We start from the raw sequence: 14,805 nt of genomic DNA on the forward strand, positions 1-14,805 counted from the left end.
GTTGGGGGTGGGGGTGGTCGACGGGCGGTCAGCACGCTCGACCAGGACGACGCTACGATCACCCGCGGCATCAGGGCCAACGACATGTTCTGATGGCTTTCAGCACGGGCGGTGATAATGGCTGCATGGAGCTGCGCCACCTCGAGTACTTCCTCGCCGTCGCGGACAACCGGAGCTTCACCGAGGCCGCGAAAAAGTTGCACGTCGTCCAATCGGGCGTGTCGGCGACGATCAAGGCGCTGGAACGAGAACTCGGCGCGGAGCTATTCGTGCGGGGCTCGGCGGGCGTCGAGCTGACGCCGGCGGGAGAGGAGCTGCGACCTCGCGCCCGCGAAACCCTGGATGCCGCGCGCGCCGCCAAAGACGCCGTCAACGCCACCCGCGGCTCCATCCGCGGCACCGTCACGGTCGGGATCCTGACGTCGATCAGTGTGATCGACATGCCCGCGGTGCTGGCCGAACTGCACACCCGGCATCCCGGAGTGACCGTGCACTTGCGCGCCGCCAGCGCCGGATCGGCCGGCCTGGCCCGCCAGCTTCGTGACGGCGATCTCGACGTTGCCTTTCTCGTATTCACCGGGCCGCCGCCGGCCGACCTGAATGCCCGTCTGGTTGCCGCCGTTCCGCTGCTGCTGGTCGTACCCGCCGATCATCCACTGGCGCAACGGGATTCGGTGCCGCTGGCGGAGCTGGAAGGAATGTCGTTCGTCGACAGCCCACCGGGATATGGCACCAGAACCGTGATCGACAATGCATTCACCGCCGCCGGCGTGGAACGGACCGTCGCGGTGGAGGTCGCCGACCTGGGCACGGCCGCGACCTACATCCGAAACGGCCTGGGGATCGGCTTCCTCAGCTGGACCATTCTCGACGAGATCGACGACTTCGGTTTGGCCACGCTGCGCGTCAGCGACTACGACCTCGAATGGCGGCTGTTCGTCACCACGTCGGCGGCCCGGTCGAACAGCGCGGCCACCCGCGCGGTACTCGCGTTGATCGAGGAGGTCGCGGCCCGCTGAGCTAGCTGGCGATGGCCGTCTGCTCGCGCGCGCCCGTCGTCTCAGCGGCGGAGCCGTAGCCGTAGCGTTCGATCACCTCGGCCCATCGCTCCGCGACGATCGCGCGCTGTTCGTCCGTCACTTCATAGGTGTTGGTTCGGTAGTCCGCTTTGTCGGCAAGGTATTGCTGCAGCCGTGGCAGGTACTCCTCGAAATCGCCCAGGTCCAGGTGCTCGTACAACTTGCGCAATTGCGCCTCGGGCTCGCTGATCAGCTCCTCATAGCGCAATTCGTAAAACCTTGCGGGGTCGACGAATTCGCGCCCCTCCTCTAACTTCCGATACAGGTCGAGGTAGGTGGACAGCACGTCTTCGCTCAAACCCTCGTAGGTCGGCCGTTGCAGGCCATGGACGCGGGAGAATGTCTTGAAAAGGTGAACCGTCGACGGATAAACGACGTAGGGATCCCGGACGATGTGGATGAATTTCGCCTGGGGGAAGAGTTCCGACAGCACCTTGATTCGGAAACTATGCGTGGGACTCTTCAGCACCACCGTCTTGCGGCGGAGGAAGTACACCTGCTGAACGAACCGATACAGGGTTCGTTTCCAGGCTGCCAGTTCGCGGGGTGTCAGCTGTTCCAAGTCCAGATACCGCTGCCCGTTGATGGGGCGGTTCGGGAATGCCATGGTCAGGTAGAGCGACTGCTGGCCGAGCATGGACAGCGCGAACTCGTCTTCCTGCGGGTGGCGCACGCTCAATTCCATGTTGTCCATGGCTCGATGCTTCGACATCAGAAATCCCAGATACGGCGCAATCCGCCTGGTGAGCAGGAAATGATGCGCCTGGATGCATTCGTAAGTCGTGGGAGCGGTGTGGCGCTCGTCGAGGGCCAACAGTTCGTGCAGCAACGTCGTGCCGGTACGCCAGTGGCCGACGATGAAGATTGGCGGATCGGCGATCGCCGTGTTGGCCACGCGTCGGCCGAACACAATCTTCTGGCACATCGCCAGGCAGGAATTGATGATCGTGGGAACCGTGCAGAAGACCACGACGTGCCACCGGCTCCAGTGCACGTCGAAACGGTTACGGACAAGCAGTCGTGCCCAGGCGGCGAAATCACAACCGACCCAAAGGGGCGCCGACCACTCGTGCCACCACGCAAATCGCGATGTCGTGCGGCTGGCGTTCATCGCAGGTGGGACCAACACTGCAGGGTTGCGCGATGCGCAACGCCGACTCGGGAAGCGGTCATGACGCGTCGTCCTTCTCGTGGCGGGACTTGCTGAGGAACTGGCACAGCTGTACTAGGCAGTGGGGACAGTACTTGTTAGTTGTCCTACGCATGCCTAATTAACGAGAACGTCATTTCCGAGTCACGGCGAATTCGGATTCGGCGCTGTCCTGGCTGGTAAACGGGCTGATCGGGTTCGCCAGAAAAATCGTAAGGCCCCCGGGAACAAGCTCCCGACACCAATCGTTAGCATGATCGTTAAGTTGAGTGACCCAGACTCAATACTGGGTTGACAGGCCGACGCCCTCGAAGGCAGGCTTGAGCGGGGTTCACTCAGCATAGTGGCACCAAAGAAGCTCTACACAATCAGGAGGAATCACTATGGCTCGTGCGGTCGGTATCGACCTCGGGACCACCAACTCCGTCGTCGCAGTCCTGGAAGGTGGCGACCCGGTCGTCGTCGCCAACTCCGAGGGCTCACGCACCACCCCGTCCATCGTCGCCTTCGCGCGCAACGGTGAGGTGCTCGTCGGCCAGCCCGCCAAGAACCAGGCGGTCACCAACGTCGACCGCACCATCCGTTCGGTCAAGCGGCACATGGGCACCGACTGGTCCATCGAGATCGACGACAAGAAATACACCGCGCAGGAGATCAGCGCCCGCGTGCTGATGAAGCTGAAGCGCGACGCCGAGGCCTACCTGGGCGAGGACGTCACCGACGCCGTCGTCACGGTGCCCGCCTACTTCAACGACGCCCAGCGTCAGGCGACCAAGGAAGCCGGCCAGATCGCCGGCCTCAACGTGCTGCGCATCGTCAACGAGCCGACCGCCGCGGCACTGGCCTACGGCCTGGACAAGGGTGAGAAGGAACAGACCATCCTGGTCTTCGACCTCGGTGGCGGTACCTTCGACGTCTCGCTGCTCGAGATCGGCGAGGGCGTGGTCGAGGTTCGTGCCACCAGTGGCGACAACCACCTGGGTGGGGACGACTGGGATGACCGGGTCGTCGAGTGGCTCGTCGACAAGTTCAAGGGCACCAGCGGGATTGACCTGACCAAGGACAAGATGGCGATGCAGCGGCTGCGTGAGGCCGCCGAGAAGGCCAAGATCGAGCTCTCGAGTTCGCAGAGTACGTCGATCAACCTGCCTTACATCACCGTCGACGCGGACAAGAACCCGTTGTTCCTCGACGAGCAGCTGACCCGCGCCGAATTCCAGCGCATCACCCAGGATCTGCTCGACCGCACGCGGCAGCCGTTCCAGTCGGTGATCAAGGACGCCGGCATCTCGGTGTCCGAGATCGACCACGTGGTGCTGGTGGGTGGGTCCACCCGCATGCCCGCGGTGACCGATTTGGTCAAGGAACTCACCGGCGGCAAGGAGCCCAACAAGGGCGTCAACCCCGACGAGGTCGTGGCGGTCGGTGCCGCGCTGCAGGCCGGTGTCCTCAAGGGTGAGGTGAAAGACGTTCTGCTGCTTGATGTCACGCCGCTGAGCCTGGGTATCGAAACCAAGGGTGGCGTGATGACCAAGCTGATCGAGCGCAACACCACCATCCCGACCAAGCGGTCGGAGACCTTCACCACGGCCGACGACAACCAGCCGTCGGTGCAGATTCAGGTCTTCCAGGGTGAGCGCGAAATCGCTTCGCACAACAAGCTGCTCGGCTCCTTCGAGCTGACCGGTATCCCGCCGGCCCCGCGCGGCGTCCCGCAGATCGAGGTCACCTTCGACATCGACGCCAACGGCATCGTGCACGTCACGGCCAAGGACAAGGGCACCGGCAAGGAGAACACGATCAAGATCCAGGAGGGCTCCGGCCTGTCCAAGGAGGAGATCGACCGGATGATCAAGGACGCCGAGGCGCACGCCGAGGAGGACCGCAAGCGTCGCGAAGAGGCCGACGTCCGTAACCAGGCCGAGTCGCTGGTCTACCAGACGGAGAAGTTCGTCGCCGAACAACGGGGCGCAGCGTCCGAGGGCGGCTCGAAGGTCCCCGAGGAGACGCTGTCCAAGGTCGACGGCGCGATCGCCGAGGCCAAGTCCGCGCTGGGCGGCACCGACATCTCCGCGATCAAGACGGCGATGGAGAAGCTGGGCCAGGAGTCGCAGGCGCTGGGTCAGGCGATCTACGAAGCCACTCAGGCCGCCGGCGGCCAGCCGGGCGGCGCCGAGTCCGGCGGCACATCCGGCTCCGCTGATGATGTCGTGGACGCGGAGGTGGTCGACGACGACCGGGAGTCCAAGTGACTCAAGGAAATCAACAACGGGATGGCAATCCTCAGGAACAGGTAACTGTCACCGACAAGCGGCGGATTGATCCCGAGACCGGAGAAGTACGGAACATCCCACCCGGGCCCCCGGCAGAGGGGGCGCCGGGCGGGACCGCCCCGGCGGAATCCGCGACGGACGAAGGTGCCGGCAAGGTTGCCGAGCTGACCGCCGATCTGCAGCGCGTGCAGGCCGACTTCGCGAACTACCGCAAGCGTGCGCTGCGCGACCAACAGGCCGCGGCGGATCGGGCCAAGGCCACCGTCGTCAGCCAATTGCTGGGCGTGCTCGACGATCTCGACCGCGCGCGCAAGCACGGTGACCTGGAGTCGGGCCCGTTGAAGTCGGTCGCCGACAAGCTGGACAGCGCGCTGACCGGACTCGGTCTGGTGGCGTTCGGTGCCGAGGGCGAAGATTTCGACCCGGCGCTGCACGAAGCCGTCCAGCATGAAGGCGATGGCGGCGAGGGATCCAAACCGGTGATCGGCACGGTCATGCGCGAGGGCTACAAACTGGGCGAGAACGTTTTGCGTCACGCCCTGGTCGGCGTCGTCGACACGGTCGCGGGCGACGGCGACGAGGCCGACGCCGCGCCGAGCGCGGACACCGCTGCGGGCGACACCGACGAAAATGCCGACGCCGCTGGTGAATAAGGCACAGAATCAGCACAACAGAAACAGCGAAAGGTGAGAGGAGGTGACGCGACATGGCCCAGCGTGAATGGGTCGAAAAGGACTTCTACAAGGAGCTTGGCGTCTCCTCCGACGCCAGCCCCGAAGAGATAAAGCGCGCCTACCGCAAGCTGGCGCGTGACTTGCATCCGGATGCCAATCCCGACAACCCCGCCGCCGGTGAACGGTTCAAAGCGGTGTCGGAAGCACACAACGTGCTCTCGGATGCGGCCAAGCGCAAGGAATACGACGAGACCCGACGGCTCTTCGCCGGCGGTGGGCTCGGCGGTCGACGGTTCGACACCGGCGGCTTCGGTGGCTTCAATGTGGGCGGCGACGGGGCCGAGTTCAACCTCAACGATTTGTTCGACGCCGCGGGCCGCAGCGGCGGCACCAACATCGGCGACCTCTTCGGCGGCCTGTTCGGACGCGGCGCGAGCGCCCGTCCCAGCCGGCCCCGGCGCGGCAACGATCTGGAGACCGAGACCGAGCTGGATTTCGTCGAGGCCGCCAAGGGTGTGGCGATGCCGCTGCGGCTGACCAGCCCGGCGCCCTGCACCAATTGCCATGGCAGCGGGGCGCGTCCGGGCACCAGCCCGAAGGTGTGCCCCACCTGTAACGGCGCCGGCGTGGTCAGCAGCAACCAGGGCGCGTTCGGTTTTTCCGAACCGTGCACCGACTGCCGGGGCAGCGGCTCGATCATCGAGCACCCCTGTGACGAGTGCAAAGGCACCGGCGTCACCACCCGTACCCGCACCATCAACGTGCGGATCCCGCCCGGCGTCGAAGACGGACAACGGATCCGGCTGCCCGGGCAGGGCGAAGCCGGGTTGCGCGGGGCGCCGTCGGGTGACTTGTACGTGACGGTGCATGTGCGTCCGGACAAGGTCTTCAGCCGCGACGGAGACGACCTCACCGTGACGGTACCGGTCAGCTTCAGCGAATTAGCGTTGGGTTCAACGCTTTCGGTGCCGACGCTGGACGGCAAGGTTGGCGTGCGGGTGCCCAAGGGCACCGCCGACGGGCGCATCCTGCGGGTACGCGGACGCGGGGTGCCCAAGCGCACTGGCGGCAACGGTGACCTGCTGGTGACCGTGAAAGTCGCTGTGCCGCCGAACCTGGAAGGCGCGGCGCAGGAGGCGCTGGAGGCCTATGCCGAAGCCGAGCGGTCCAGTGGCTTCAACCCGCGGGCCGGATGGGCAGGTAACCGCTGATGGCGAAAAACTCCAAGCGAGAAGACGCCCGGACGTTTTTGATCTCGGTGGCGGCCGAGCTGGCCGGTATGCATGCGCAGACCTTGCGTACCTACGATCGCCTCGGGCTGGTGACGCCGAGCCGCACTTCCGGTGGCGGGCGGCGTTATTCGCAGCACGACGTGGATCTGCTGCGCGAGGTGCAGCGGCTGTCGCAGGACGAGGGCGTCAACCTGGCCGGCATCAAGCGCATCATCGAGCTGACGAATCAGGTCGAGGCGCTGCAGTCGAGGTTGAAGGAAATGGCCGATGAGATAGCGGTGTTGCGCACCAACCAGCGCCGCGACGTCGCGGTGGTACCCAAGAGCACGGCGCTGGTGGTGTGGCAGCCGCGTAAGGGCCGCTAGGCGCGGATGGAGAACACCGCGACCGCCGGTTCGCCGGGACGCGCGGTCCGGTAGCCGCCGCGGCTGAGCGCGTCGGTCGGCGCGGTCATCGGCTCGAAGCACACCACGTCCTCGCCGGGCGGCGCGAAGATCTGGGTCGCCGAATACCCCTGCTCGAAGCGGACTTCCAGGCGGCGTCCACCGCCGGACACCGCGAACACCGCGCCGTCGGCCACCTGGTCGTAGGCATCGTCAAAAGTGTTGTCGCCCAACAGTTCTTTCTTGGCCGGCTGCTGCGAAGACTCGCCGGTGGGCAGACCACGTTCGTCGAGACTCAGATGCCGCAGCGGCGGAGTCTCGAGGACCCACTCGCTGCGCGGCGCGTCGGGGATCCGCAGATACGGATGAAAGCCGAAGCACAACGGGACCGCGGTGTCGCCGGTCGCGGTGACGGTGGTGCGCACCGTCAGTGTCCGGTCGGCCAGCCGCACGGACACCGTCAGCAGATGCGGATATGGGAAGCTGGCCAGCAGCCGCTCCTGCGCACCGAAGTCCACCTCGGCGGTCAGCTCGCTGGCCGACCCGGTCACCACCCGCCAGCCCGGATAGGCGGCCAGGGTTCCGTGAATCGGCAGTCCGTTGGGATCCGCGCGCACCCCGTTTTCGCCCGGCGTTAGCTCGACGGTAACGTTCTCGGCCGCATAAGTGTTGCCGCCCAGCCGATTTGCCCAGGGATACAGGATCGGGATGCCCATCGTCTTGCCGGCTTGGATATAGGCCTCCAGGCCGCGCCGCTGACCGAGCAACTCCACACCGGAGTCGGTCAGCGAGCTGCCGATCATGCCCGCGTCCGGCACGAACTGTGCGGCCAACGATGACGTGGGGTCACGCAGGGTGACGGGATGCACGCGGTCAGCCTAACGGCTCAGCGGGTCGTGCTGAATACGCTCCGCCGGGGCGCCTTTGGCGATCAGCGCGGCCTTGGTCGTTTGGACCATCGCCGGACCGCCGCAGATCAGGATCTGCCGGTCGCCCCAACCGCCGTACTTGGTCACCACCTCGGGGAGCCGGCCGATCTGGTGGACATGCAGTCCACGCGGCGGCGTGACGTCCGGGTAGTCCGCGGCCCACACCGGGTCGCTGTTGTATTCCGACACCGGCGAGACCGACAGCCAGGGGTTGTGCGCACAGATCTGCCACAGCGTCGGCAGGTCGTAGAGCTCGCAGCGGTAGCGCGCGCCGAAGAACAGATGCACCCGCGGGTTTTTCGCGTAGCGGCACAGGTCCATGATCAGCGCGCGCAGCGGCGCCAATCCGGTACTGCCGGCCACCATCAGGATGTCTTCGCCGTGGCGGTCGACCTGCAGGCCGCCGTGTGGACTGGATAACCGCCACCGGTCGCCCGGTCGGCTTTCGTTGACGATCGCGGTGCTGACCAGGCCGCCGGGGACCTGACGGACGTGAAACTCGATCCCGCCGGCGGGGTCGGCGGGAATGGCGGGGCTGAGAAACCGCCAGCGCCGCGGGCATTGCGGAACGTGGACGTCGACGTACTGACCGGGGTGATAGTGCATCGGCTGGTCGAGGCGCAGCCGCACGACCGCGAGGTCGCGGGAGACCCGCTGATGTTCGATGACGGTGCCGTCCCACCAGGCGGGTCCCTCTTCGGCATCGGCGGCGCCGCTCATCACCCCGGTGATCAAGTTCAGCGACTGGTTGGCGGCCGCGTCGACGGCATCCGTCCAGGCATCGCCCAAGTGGGCGCGCAGCGTCGTCCGCAGCGCCCGCCGCAGCGACTCGTAATGCGTTGGCAGCACACCGTATTTGCGGTGATCCCGGCCGAGCTGGGCAAGAAAGGCCACCGGCTCCCGGGCGCGCTGCTCCACCAGCTCGCCGTAAACCCAGTGCAGCGCGTGACCGAAAGCGGCTCGCTGCGCGTCCATTTCGGGTGGGAACAGGTCGCGCACCGAGCCGTCGACCGCGAACCAGTGGGTGTAGAAGCGGTGGACGAGCTCGCCGCCGGCGCCCGAGTCGTCCGGGGCCAGCGCATCGCGCAGCACCCGCAACGCATCGGAGTCCTCTAATCCCACGGGGCCCGATTCTAAGCTCGCCGAGGCATGTCAGCCCTGGCCAACGGTGTTCGAGGTGCCAGTGTTGGCCACATTCGGCGAGCCCCAATGGTAGGTGACCACGTTGCCTGAGCCCGCGGTGCCGATCGCATCCGTGCTGTCGATCGTGACGCGGTTGCCCTTGCCGGCGACGCTGACGCTGGTGCAGTGGCCGGTGACGGTGATCGTGTTGTTCACGCCGCTCACCGACAGATAGCCGCCGTTGCAGGGGATCGTTTTCGTCGTCCCGGATCCGCTGACCTGCAAGGTGCCGTAGTCGGGAACGTCGGTCGGCAGACCGTCGCCCGAGAGGTCGGTGCGGGTCCCGGTGGCCGCCAAACCGGCCGCGACCAGCCAGCCGACCACGATGAGGAACCAGCAGGCCATCCGCGCCCACAGCCGGGGTCGCAGCGTCCCGGCCCAGTTGCCGGTCTCGTCGCGGTCGAGGTCATACGCAAAAGCCGTCACGCAGCGGGCCCGCGCGGGATTGCGCTCGTCGGCCAGGATCACCCCGTCGACGTATTCCCGTCCGCGCAGCAGCACGTCGCCCCGGTGACCGTCGAGTGTGTAGTACACCGTGGTCGTGGTGTCCGGACCGCTCCATCGCGCCCGGGTGACCGTCCATCCGTGCGCCACCGGCAGGCGGGTGTTGAAATGCTGTGCTCGCGAAAGCTTTTCAGTTCCGGTGACGGTCGCCACCCGGCCCCGCTTGAGCAACCCGATCCGCACGCGTGCGCCGTAGAGGTGCACGGCATAGATCCCGGCCAGGGTGAGCACCGCCGCCGCGGCGAAGGCCCTGGGCAGGCGGATCCACAGCACGATCGGTGCGACCGCGACCAAGAACAGCGTCCACACGTACCACCAGCGGAACGGCAGCAGCTCGGCCAGCCGGAAGCCGATCGGAATCCCGCGCGGCGGCGGCGCGAGGGCGGAGTCGTCGTCCATCGAGCGAAATTCCTCCAGAAAATCTAAACTTGAGCGGAACACACTCAACCTTGACGACGTTGAACAACGCGACAAGCATTTTCCCTATACCCGAACGGAGGTGTCTGGGTTGGCTAACGACTCTTTTAACCCGACTACCAAGACGCAAGCGGCTCTGACGTCAGCCCTGCAGGCGGCCAGCGCTGCCGGCAACCCTGAGATCAGGCCGGCTCATCTGCTGTTGGCGCTGCTGACGCAGAACGACGGGATCGCCGCGCCGCTGTTGGAGGCTGTCGGCGTCGAGCCCGCGACCATTCGCGCCGAAGCCGAGCGCCTGCTCGAGCGGCTACCCCAGGCCAGCGGCTCGAGTTCGCAGCCGCAGCTGTCCCGTGAATCGCTGGCGGCGATCACCACCGCCCAGCAGCTGGCCACCGAGATGGACGACGAATACGTCTCCACCGAACACCTGATGGTCGGGCTGGCCACCGGCGACTCCGACGTCGCCAAACTCCTCACCGGGCATGGCGCGTCACCCCAAGCTTTAAGGGAGGCGTTCGTCAAGGTCCGCGGCAGCGCCCGGGTCACCAGCCCCGACCCCGAGTCCACCTACCAGGCGCTGGAGAAGTACTCCACCGACCTGACCGAGCGGGCCCGCGAGGGCAAGCTCGACCCGGTTATCGGGCGCGACAACGAGATTCGCCGCGTCGTGCAGGTGCTGTCCCGTCGCACCAAGAACAACCCGGTGCTGATCGGTGAGCCCGGCGTCGGCAAGACCGCGATCGTCGAGGGCCTGGCCCAGCGCATCGTGGCCGGCGACGTGCCGGAGAGTCTGCGCGACAAGACCGTCGTCAGCCTGGACCTCGGCTCGATGGTGGCCGGCGCGAAGTACCGCGGCGAGTTCGAGGAACGGCTCAAGGCCGTGCTCGACGACATCAAGAACTCCGCGGGGCAGATCATCACCTTCATCGACGAGCTGCACACGATCGTCGGCGCCGGCGCGACCGGCGAGGGCGCGATGGACGCCGGCAACATGATCAAGCCGATGCTGGCCCGCGGCGAGCTGCGGCTCGTCGGCGCCACCACGCTCGACGAGTACCGCAAGTACATCGAGAAGGACGCCGCGCTGGAGCGCCGCTTCCAGCAGGTTCTGGTCGGCGAGCCGTCGGTCGAAGACACCGTCGGCATCCTGCGCGGACTGAAGGACCGCTACGAGGTGCACCACGGGGTTCGCATCACCGACTCCGCACTGGTCGCCGCGGCCACCTTGAGCGACCGCTACATCACCGCCCGCTTCCTGCCGGACAAGGCCATCGACCTGGTCGACGAGGCCGCGTCGCGGTTGAAGATGGAGATCGACTCCCGGCCCGTCGAGATCGACGAGGTCGAGCGCCTGGTGCGTCGCCTCGAGATCGAGGAAATGGCGTTGGCCAAGGAAGAAGACGAGGCGTCCAAGGAGCGGCTGGAGAAACTGCGCGCCGAGCTGGCCGACCAGAAGGAGAAGCTGGCCGAGCTGACCACGCGCTGGCAGAACGAGAAGAACGCCATCGACGTCGTCCGCGAACTCAAGGAACAGCTTGAGGTGCTGCGCGGGGAGTCCGAGCGCGCCGAGCGCGACGGCGACCTGGCCAAGGCGGCCGAGCTGCGTTACGGGCGCATCCCCGAGGTGGAGAAGAAGCTCGACGCCGCAGTGCCATTGGCCGCCGACAGCGGCACAGCCCGCGAGAACGTGATGCTCAAGGAGGAGGTCGGACCCGACGACATCGCCGACGTGGTGTCGGCGTGGACGGGCATCCCGGCCGGGCGAATGCTGGAAGGCGAGACCGCCAAGCTGCTGCGGATGGAAGACGAGCTGGGCAAGCGCGTGGTCGGACAACGGAAAGCCGTGACCGCGGTTTCTGACGCCGTGCGGCGTTCTCGCGCCGGGGTCGCCGACCCGAACCGGCCAACCGGTTCGTTCATGTTTCTCGGGCCGACCGGTGTCGGTAAGACCGAGCTGGCCAAGGCGCTGGCCGACTTCCTGTTCGACGACGACCGGGCCATGGTCCGCATCGACATGAGCGAGTACGGCGAGAAGCACTCGGTGGCCCGCCTGGTCGGCGCGCCCCCCGGCTACATCGGCTACGACCAGGGCGGTCAGCTGACCGAGGCGGTGCGCCGGCGGCCCTACACCGTCGTGCTGTTCGACGAGGTCGAGAAGGCCCACCCGGACGTGTTCGACGTGCTGCTGCAGGTGCTCGACGAGGGCCGGCTGACCGACGGGCAGGGCCGCACGGTCGACTTCCGCAACACGATCCTGATCCTGACGTCCAACCTCGGTTCGGGCGGCAGCGAGGAGCAGGTGATGGCGGCGGTGCGCTCGGCGTTCAAGCCGGAATTCATCAACCGGCTCGACGACGTGCTGATCTTCGACGGGCTCAACCCCGAGGAGCTGGTGCAGATCGTCGACATCCAGCTCGACCAGCTGGGCAAGCGGCTGGCGCAGCGGCGGCTACAGCTGGAGGTGTCGTTGCCGGCCAAGAAGTGGCTGGCGCAGCGCGGCTTCGACCCCGTGTACGGCGCCCGGCCGTTGCGCAGGCTCGTCCAGCAGGCCATCGGTGACCAGCTGGCCAAGATGCTGCTGGCCGGCGACGTGCACGACGGCGACGTGGTGCCCGTCAACGTCAGCGCGGACGGCGACTCGCTGGTGCTGGGCTGATCCCCTCGGCGCCGAACGTGCTCTGGTGGCGAGAATTGAGCGATTTTTTCGCCACTGGAGCACGTTCGGCGTGCGGCTAGCTCGCGCCCAGCTCGAAGTCACGGGTCTGCGCGCCGGCGTCGATCACTGCCCGCAGCAGGTGCCGGGCGGCCGGCTGGGCAAGGGTTTCGCGGAACAGCTGATCCTCGATGCGCAGCCCGGTCGGGATGTCCCGTTCGGCCGCGGCGTCGACCGCGCGCTTGGCGTTCGCGACGGTCATCGCGGGCGACGAGGCGATGCGTGCGGCGAGCTTGTCGACGAACCGGCGCAGCTTGTCGGGCGGCAGCGCCCGGTTGACATAGCCCCAGGCCTCGGCGGTCGCGGCGTCGATGTCGCCGCAGCCGAGGATGACTTCCAGGGCGCGCGCCCGGCCGATCAGCCGGGGCAGCCGCTGCGTGCCGCCACCACCCGGGATGATCCCGACCGCCAACTCGGGATGGCCCAGGACCGTCACGCCCAGCGCGGCAAACCGCATGTCGAACGCCATCGCGAACTCGCAGCCGCCGCCGCGGCAGACGCCCTCGATCACGGCGATCGTGGCCTTCGGCAGGGTGCGGATCCGCTCAGTCATGGCGTGAAACGGCGTCAGCTCGTCGTGCAGCGCCACGTCCTCTCCAGTTTTCAAGGCCGGGAGGTCCACAATCAGCCCGACGTCGGCGTGGGCAATGAAGATTTCCGGGTCGGCCGAGTCGACGACCAGCACGCGCACCTCGTCGTCGGCCGCGACCTCACCCGCCAGCCGGTCGAACTCGTTCACCAGCGGCAGGTCGAACAGGTTGATCGGGGGATTGTCGATCGTCGCCCGGCAAACGCCGTCGGCGGCGGCGACCCGAATCAGCTGGTAGCCCTGGTAGCCCATGGGCCGAACCCTACGGGTTTAGGACTCCGAAATCTTCACGTATCCCTGCTGTACCAGCTGCGTCAGCCTCGCCATCGCATTTCGGTTGATCTTGATTCCGGGGATCAGGTCGGCTTTGCCCCAGCCCATGGCTTTGGCCGTCGCACCGCAAATCTCGACCTGCGCCCCCCTCTGAACGAGGTCGACGATGATCGGCTTGTAGGGATTGCCGGTCGCGATATGCCGGTTGACGTTGTACGTCCGATCGTCGAGCGCGGCGTGCCCCGCATTCGTGTGGAACACGATGATCACGTGCGGTTCCACGTTCCATTCGGCGGCATCGTCGACGACGAGCCCCGCGTGGAAGAGCACGGCCGGCATGTCGCCCTCGAACGACAGCGATGCCACGCTGAACACGACGTTCACCTCGTCGAGCTGGACGGGGATGTCGATGTGCAGCGAATCGTCTTGACCTGACATTCTTACTTCCCTTCGGCCGGAAAACCGATCGGACATGCGGTGTCGTGGGAAACCTTAATTGGGTTGTGACCAGGTCGCATTCTCGGTTCCGGTGGGGGAGCAGATACGCTACTTAGGATGGTCCCCCTATGGTTCACGCTCTCCGCGCTGTGCTTCGTCGGCGCGGTGGTGTTGCTGTACGTCGACGTCGATCGTCGACGCGGCCGCAGTAGGCGGCGTAAATCGTGGGCCCGCTCGCACGGATTCGACTACGAGCGCGAATCGACCGACATCCTCAAGCGCTGGAAGCGCGGTGTGATGTCGACGGTGGGCGATGTTCCCGCCCACAACGTGGTGCTGGGGCAGATCCGCGGCGAAGCGGTGTACATCTTCGATCTCGAGGAAGTCGCCACCGTGATCGCGCTGCACCGCAAGGTGGGCACCAACGTCGTGGTCGACCTGCGGCTCAAGGGGCTCAAAGAGCCGCGTGAGAGCGACATTTGGCTGCTGGGCGCGATCGGCCCGCGGATGGTGTACTCGACCAACCTGGACGCGGCCCGTCGGGCCTGCGACCGGCGCATGGTCACCTTCGCGCACACCGCGCCGGACTGCGCCGAGATCATGTGGAACGAGCAGAACTGGACGCTGGTCGCGATGCCGGTCTCCAGCACGCGTGCCCAGTGGGACGAGGGCCTGCGCACGGTGCGCCAGTTCAACGACCTGTTGCGGGTGTTGCCGCCGGTGCCTGCCGACAGCAACGAGCCGGCTGGACTTCGCAGCGCGGCCCCGAGCCGTCCGCTCGCCCCCGCCGGCCGGGCGGAGTTGCCGCCCCGGCGCTCGGCCCAGGACGTCTCCGGGCTGCTGGGTGACGCCGGCCGCCGGGCCGCGGAATCGGCCCACCGCGACGAGGGCCGCACCGAAGCCATCCGGCGCCCCCCGCCGTCGACAGGACGCAACGGCCAACAGGCCAGCAATTTCCAGCGCTGAAAG

13 protein-coding genes are annotated in these 14,805 nt (G+C 66.7%); 7 read left to right on the forward strand and 6 right to left on the reverse strand.

The window, feature by feature from the left end; all coding sequences use genetic code 11:
* Positions 1-125: 125 nt before the first annotated feature.
* Positions 126-1,019, forward strand: coding sequence for a LysR family transcriptional regulator (locus tag BN973_RS04865; protein ID WP_036466324.1), 894 nt, complete (start codon positions 126-128; stop codon positions 1,017-1,019).
* 1 nt (position 1,020) lies between these two features.
* Here the strand turns inward: BN973_RS04865 and BN973_RS04870 are convergent, their stop codons facing one another.
* Positions 1,021-2,190: a sulfotransferase family protein gene (locus BN973_RS04870; RefSeq protein WP_051641123.1), complete on the reverse strand. Its 1,170-nt coding sequence runs from the start codon at positions 2,188-2,190 to the stop codon at positions 1,021-1,023.
* Between the two features lie 422 nt (positions 2,191-2,612).
* On the opposite strand from BN973_RS04870, the gene dnaK reads away from it, so the two are divergent.
* The 4 genes from dnaK to BN973_RS04890 are packed head-to-tail and all read left to right on the forward strand — an operon-like array spanning position 2,613 to position 6,773.
* Positions 2,613-4,481, forward strand: coding sequence for a molecular chaperone DnaK (dnaK, locus tag BN973_RS04875; protein ID WP_036466326.1), 1,869 nt, complete (start codon positions 2,613-2,615; stop codon positions 4,479-4,481).
* A complete protein-coding gene (gene grpE / locus BN973_RS04880) occupies positions 4,478-5,155 on the forward strand; it encodes a nucleotide exchange factor GrpE (RefSeq protein WP_036466327.1) in 678 nt (225 codons plus the stop codon). Before dnaK ends, grpE begins: the two co-directional genes overlap by 4 nt.
* Positions 5,156-5,208: 53 nt before the next feature.
* Positions 5,209-6,387, forward strand: coding sequence for a molecular chaperone DnaJ (dnaJ, locus tag BN973_RS04885; RefSeq protein WP_036466328.1), 1,179 nt, complete (start codon positions 5,209-5,211; stop codon positions 6,385-6,387).
* The gene (locus tag BN973_RS04890; RefSeq protein WP_036466329.1) at positions 6,387-6,773 is read left to right on the forward strand and encodes a heat shock protein transcriptional repressor HspR; all 387 of its coding nucleotides are present in this window, start codon (positions 6,387-6,389) and stop codon (positions 6,771-6,773) included. The genes dnaJ and BN973_RS04890 overlap by 1 nt, the downstream gene beginning before the upstream one ends.
* Here BN973_RS04890 and BN973_RS04895 read toward each other — a convergent pair.
* Genes BN973_RS04895 through BN973_RS31585 form a run of 3 tightly spaced genes read right to left on the reverse strand, consistent with a single transcriptional unit; the run spans position 6,770 to position 9,805 of the window.
* Positions 6,770-7,660: an aldose 1-epimerase gene (locus tag BN973_RS04895; RefSeq protein ID WP_036466330.1), complete on the reverse strand. Its 891-nt coding sequence runs from the start codon at positions 7,658-7,660 to the stop codon at positions 6,770-6,772. The genes BN973_RS04890 and BN973_RS04895 overlap by 4 nt on opposite strands.
* Positions 7,661-7,669: 9 nt before the next feature.
* Positions 7,670-8,842, reverse strand: a complete 1,173-nt coding sequence (locus BN973_RS04900; RefSeq protein ID WP_036466332.1) for an FAD-binding oxidoreductase — start codon at positions 8,840-8,842, stop codon at positions 7,670-7,672.
* A 30-nt stretch (positions 8,843-8,872) separates the two neighbouring features.
* Positions 8,873-9,805 carry a DUF3060 domain-containing protein gene (locus BN973_RS31585; protein ID WP_232232022.1) on the reverse strand — a complete coding sequence of 311 codons (933 nt, stop codon included), beginning with the start codon at positions 9,803-9,805 and terminating at the stop codon, positions 8,873-8,875.
* A gap of 109 nt (positions 9,806-9,914) precedes the next feature.
* On the opposite strand from BN973_RS31585, the gene clpB reads away from it, so the two are divergent.
* Positions 9,915-12,479 (forward strand): ATP-dependent chaperone ClpB, encoded by a 2,565-nt coding sequence (gene clpB / locus BN973_RS04910; RefSeq protein ID WP_036466333.1) that lies wholly within the window; start codon positions 9,915-9,917, stop codon positions 12,477-12,479.
* Between the two features lie 76 nt (positions 12,480-12,555).
* Here clpB and BN973_RS04915 read toward each other — a convergent pair whose 3' ends face one another.
* Together BN973_RS04915 and BN973_RS04920 are read right to left on the reverse strand one after the other, a co-directional pair.
* The gene (locus tag BN973_RS04915; RefSeq protein WP_036466335.1) at positions 12,556-13,377 is read right to left on the reverse strand and encodes an enoyl-CoA hydratase/isomerase family protein; all 822 of its coding nucleotides are present in this window, start codon (positions 13,375-13,377) and stop codon (positions 12,556-12,558) included.
* An 18-nt stretch (positions 13,378-13,395) separates the two neighbouring features.
* Positions 13,396-13,836, reverse strand: coding sequence for a DsrE family protein (locus BN973_RS04920; protein WP_036466337.1), 441 nt, complete (start codon positions 13,834-13,836; stop codon positions 13,396-13,398).
* Between the two features lie 117 nt (positions 13,837-13,953).
* Here BN973_RS04920 and ttfA point away from each other — a divergent pair, with 117 nt between their 5' ends.
* A complete protein-coding gene (gene ttfA / locus BN973_RS04925; protein ID WP_036466339.1) occupies positions 13,954-14,802 on the forward strand; it encodes a trehalose monomycolate transport factor TtfA in 849 nt (282 codons plus the stop codon).
* The last annotated feature ends 3 nt before the right edge of the window (positions 14,803-14,805 follow it).

Origin of the sequence: Mycobacterium triplex (genome assembly GCF_000689255.1) — a bacterium.
GTDB classification, from domain to species: domain Bacteria; phylum Actinomycetota; class Actinomycetes; order Mycobacteriales; family Mycobacteriaceae; genus Mycobacterium; species Mycobacterium triplex.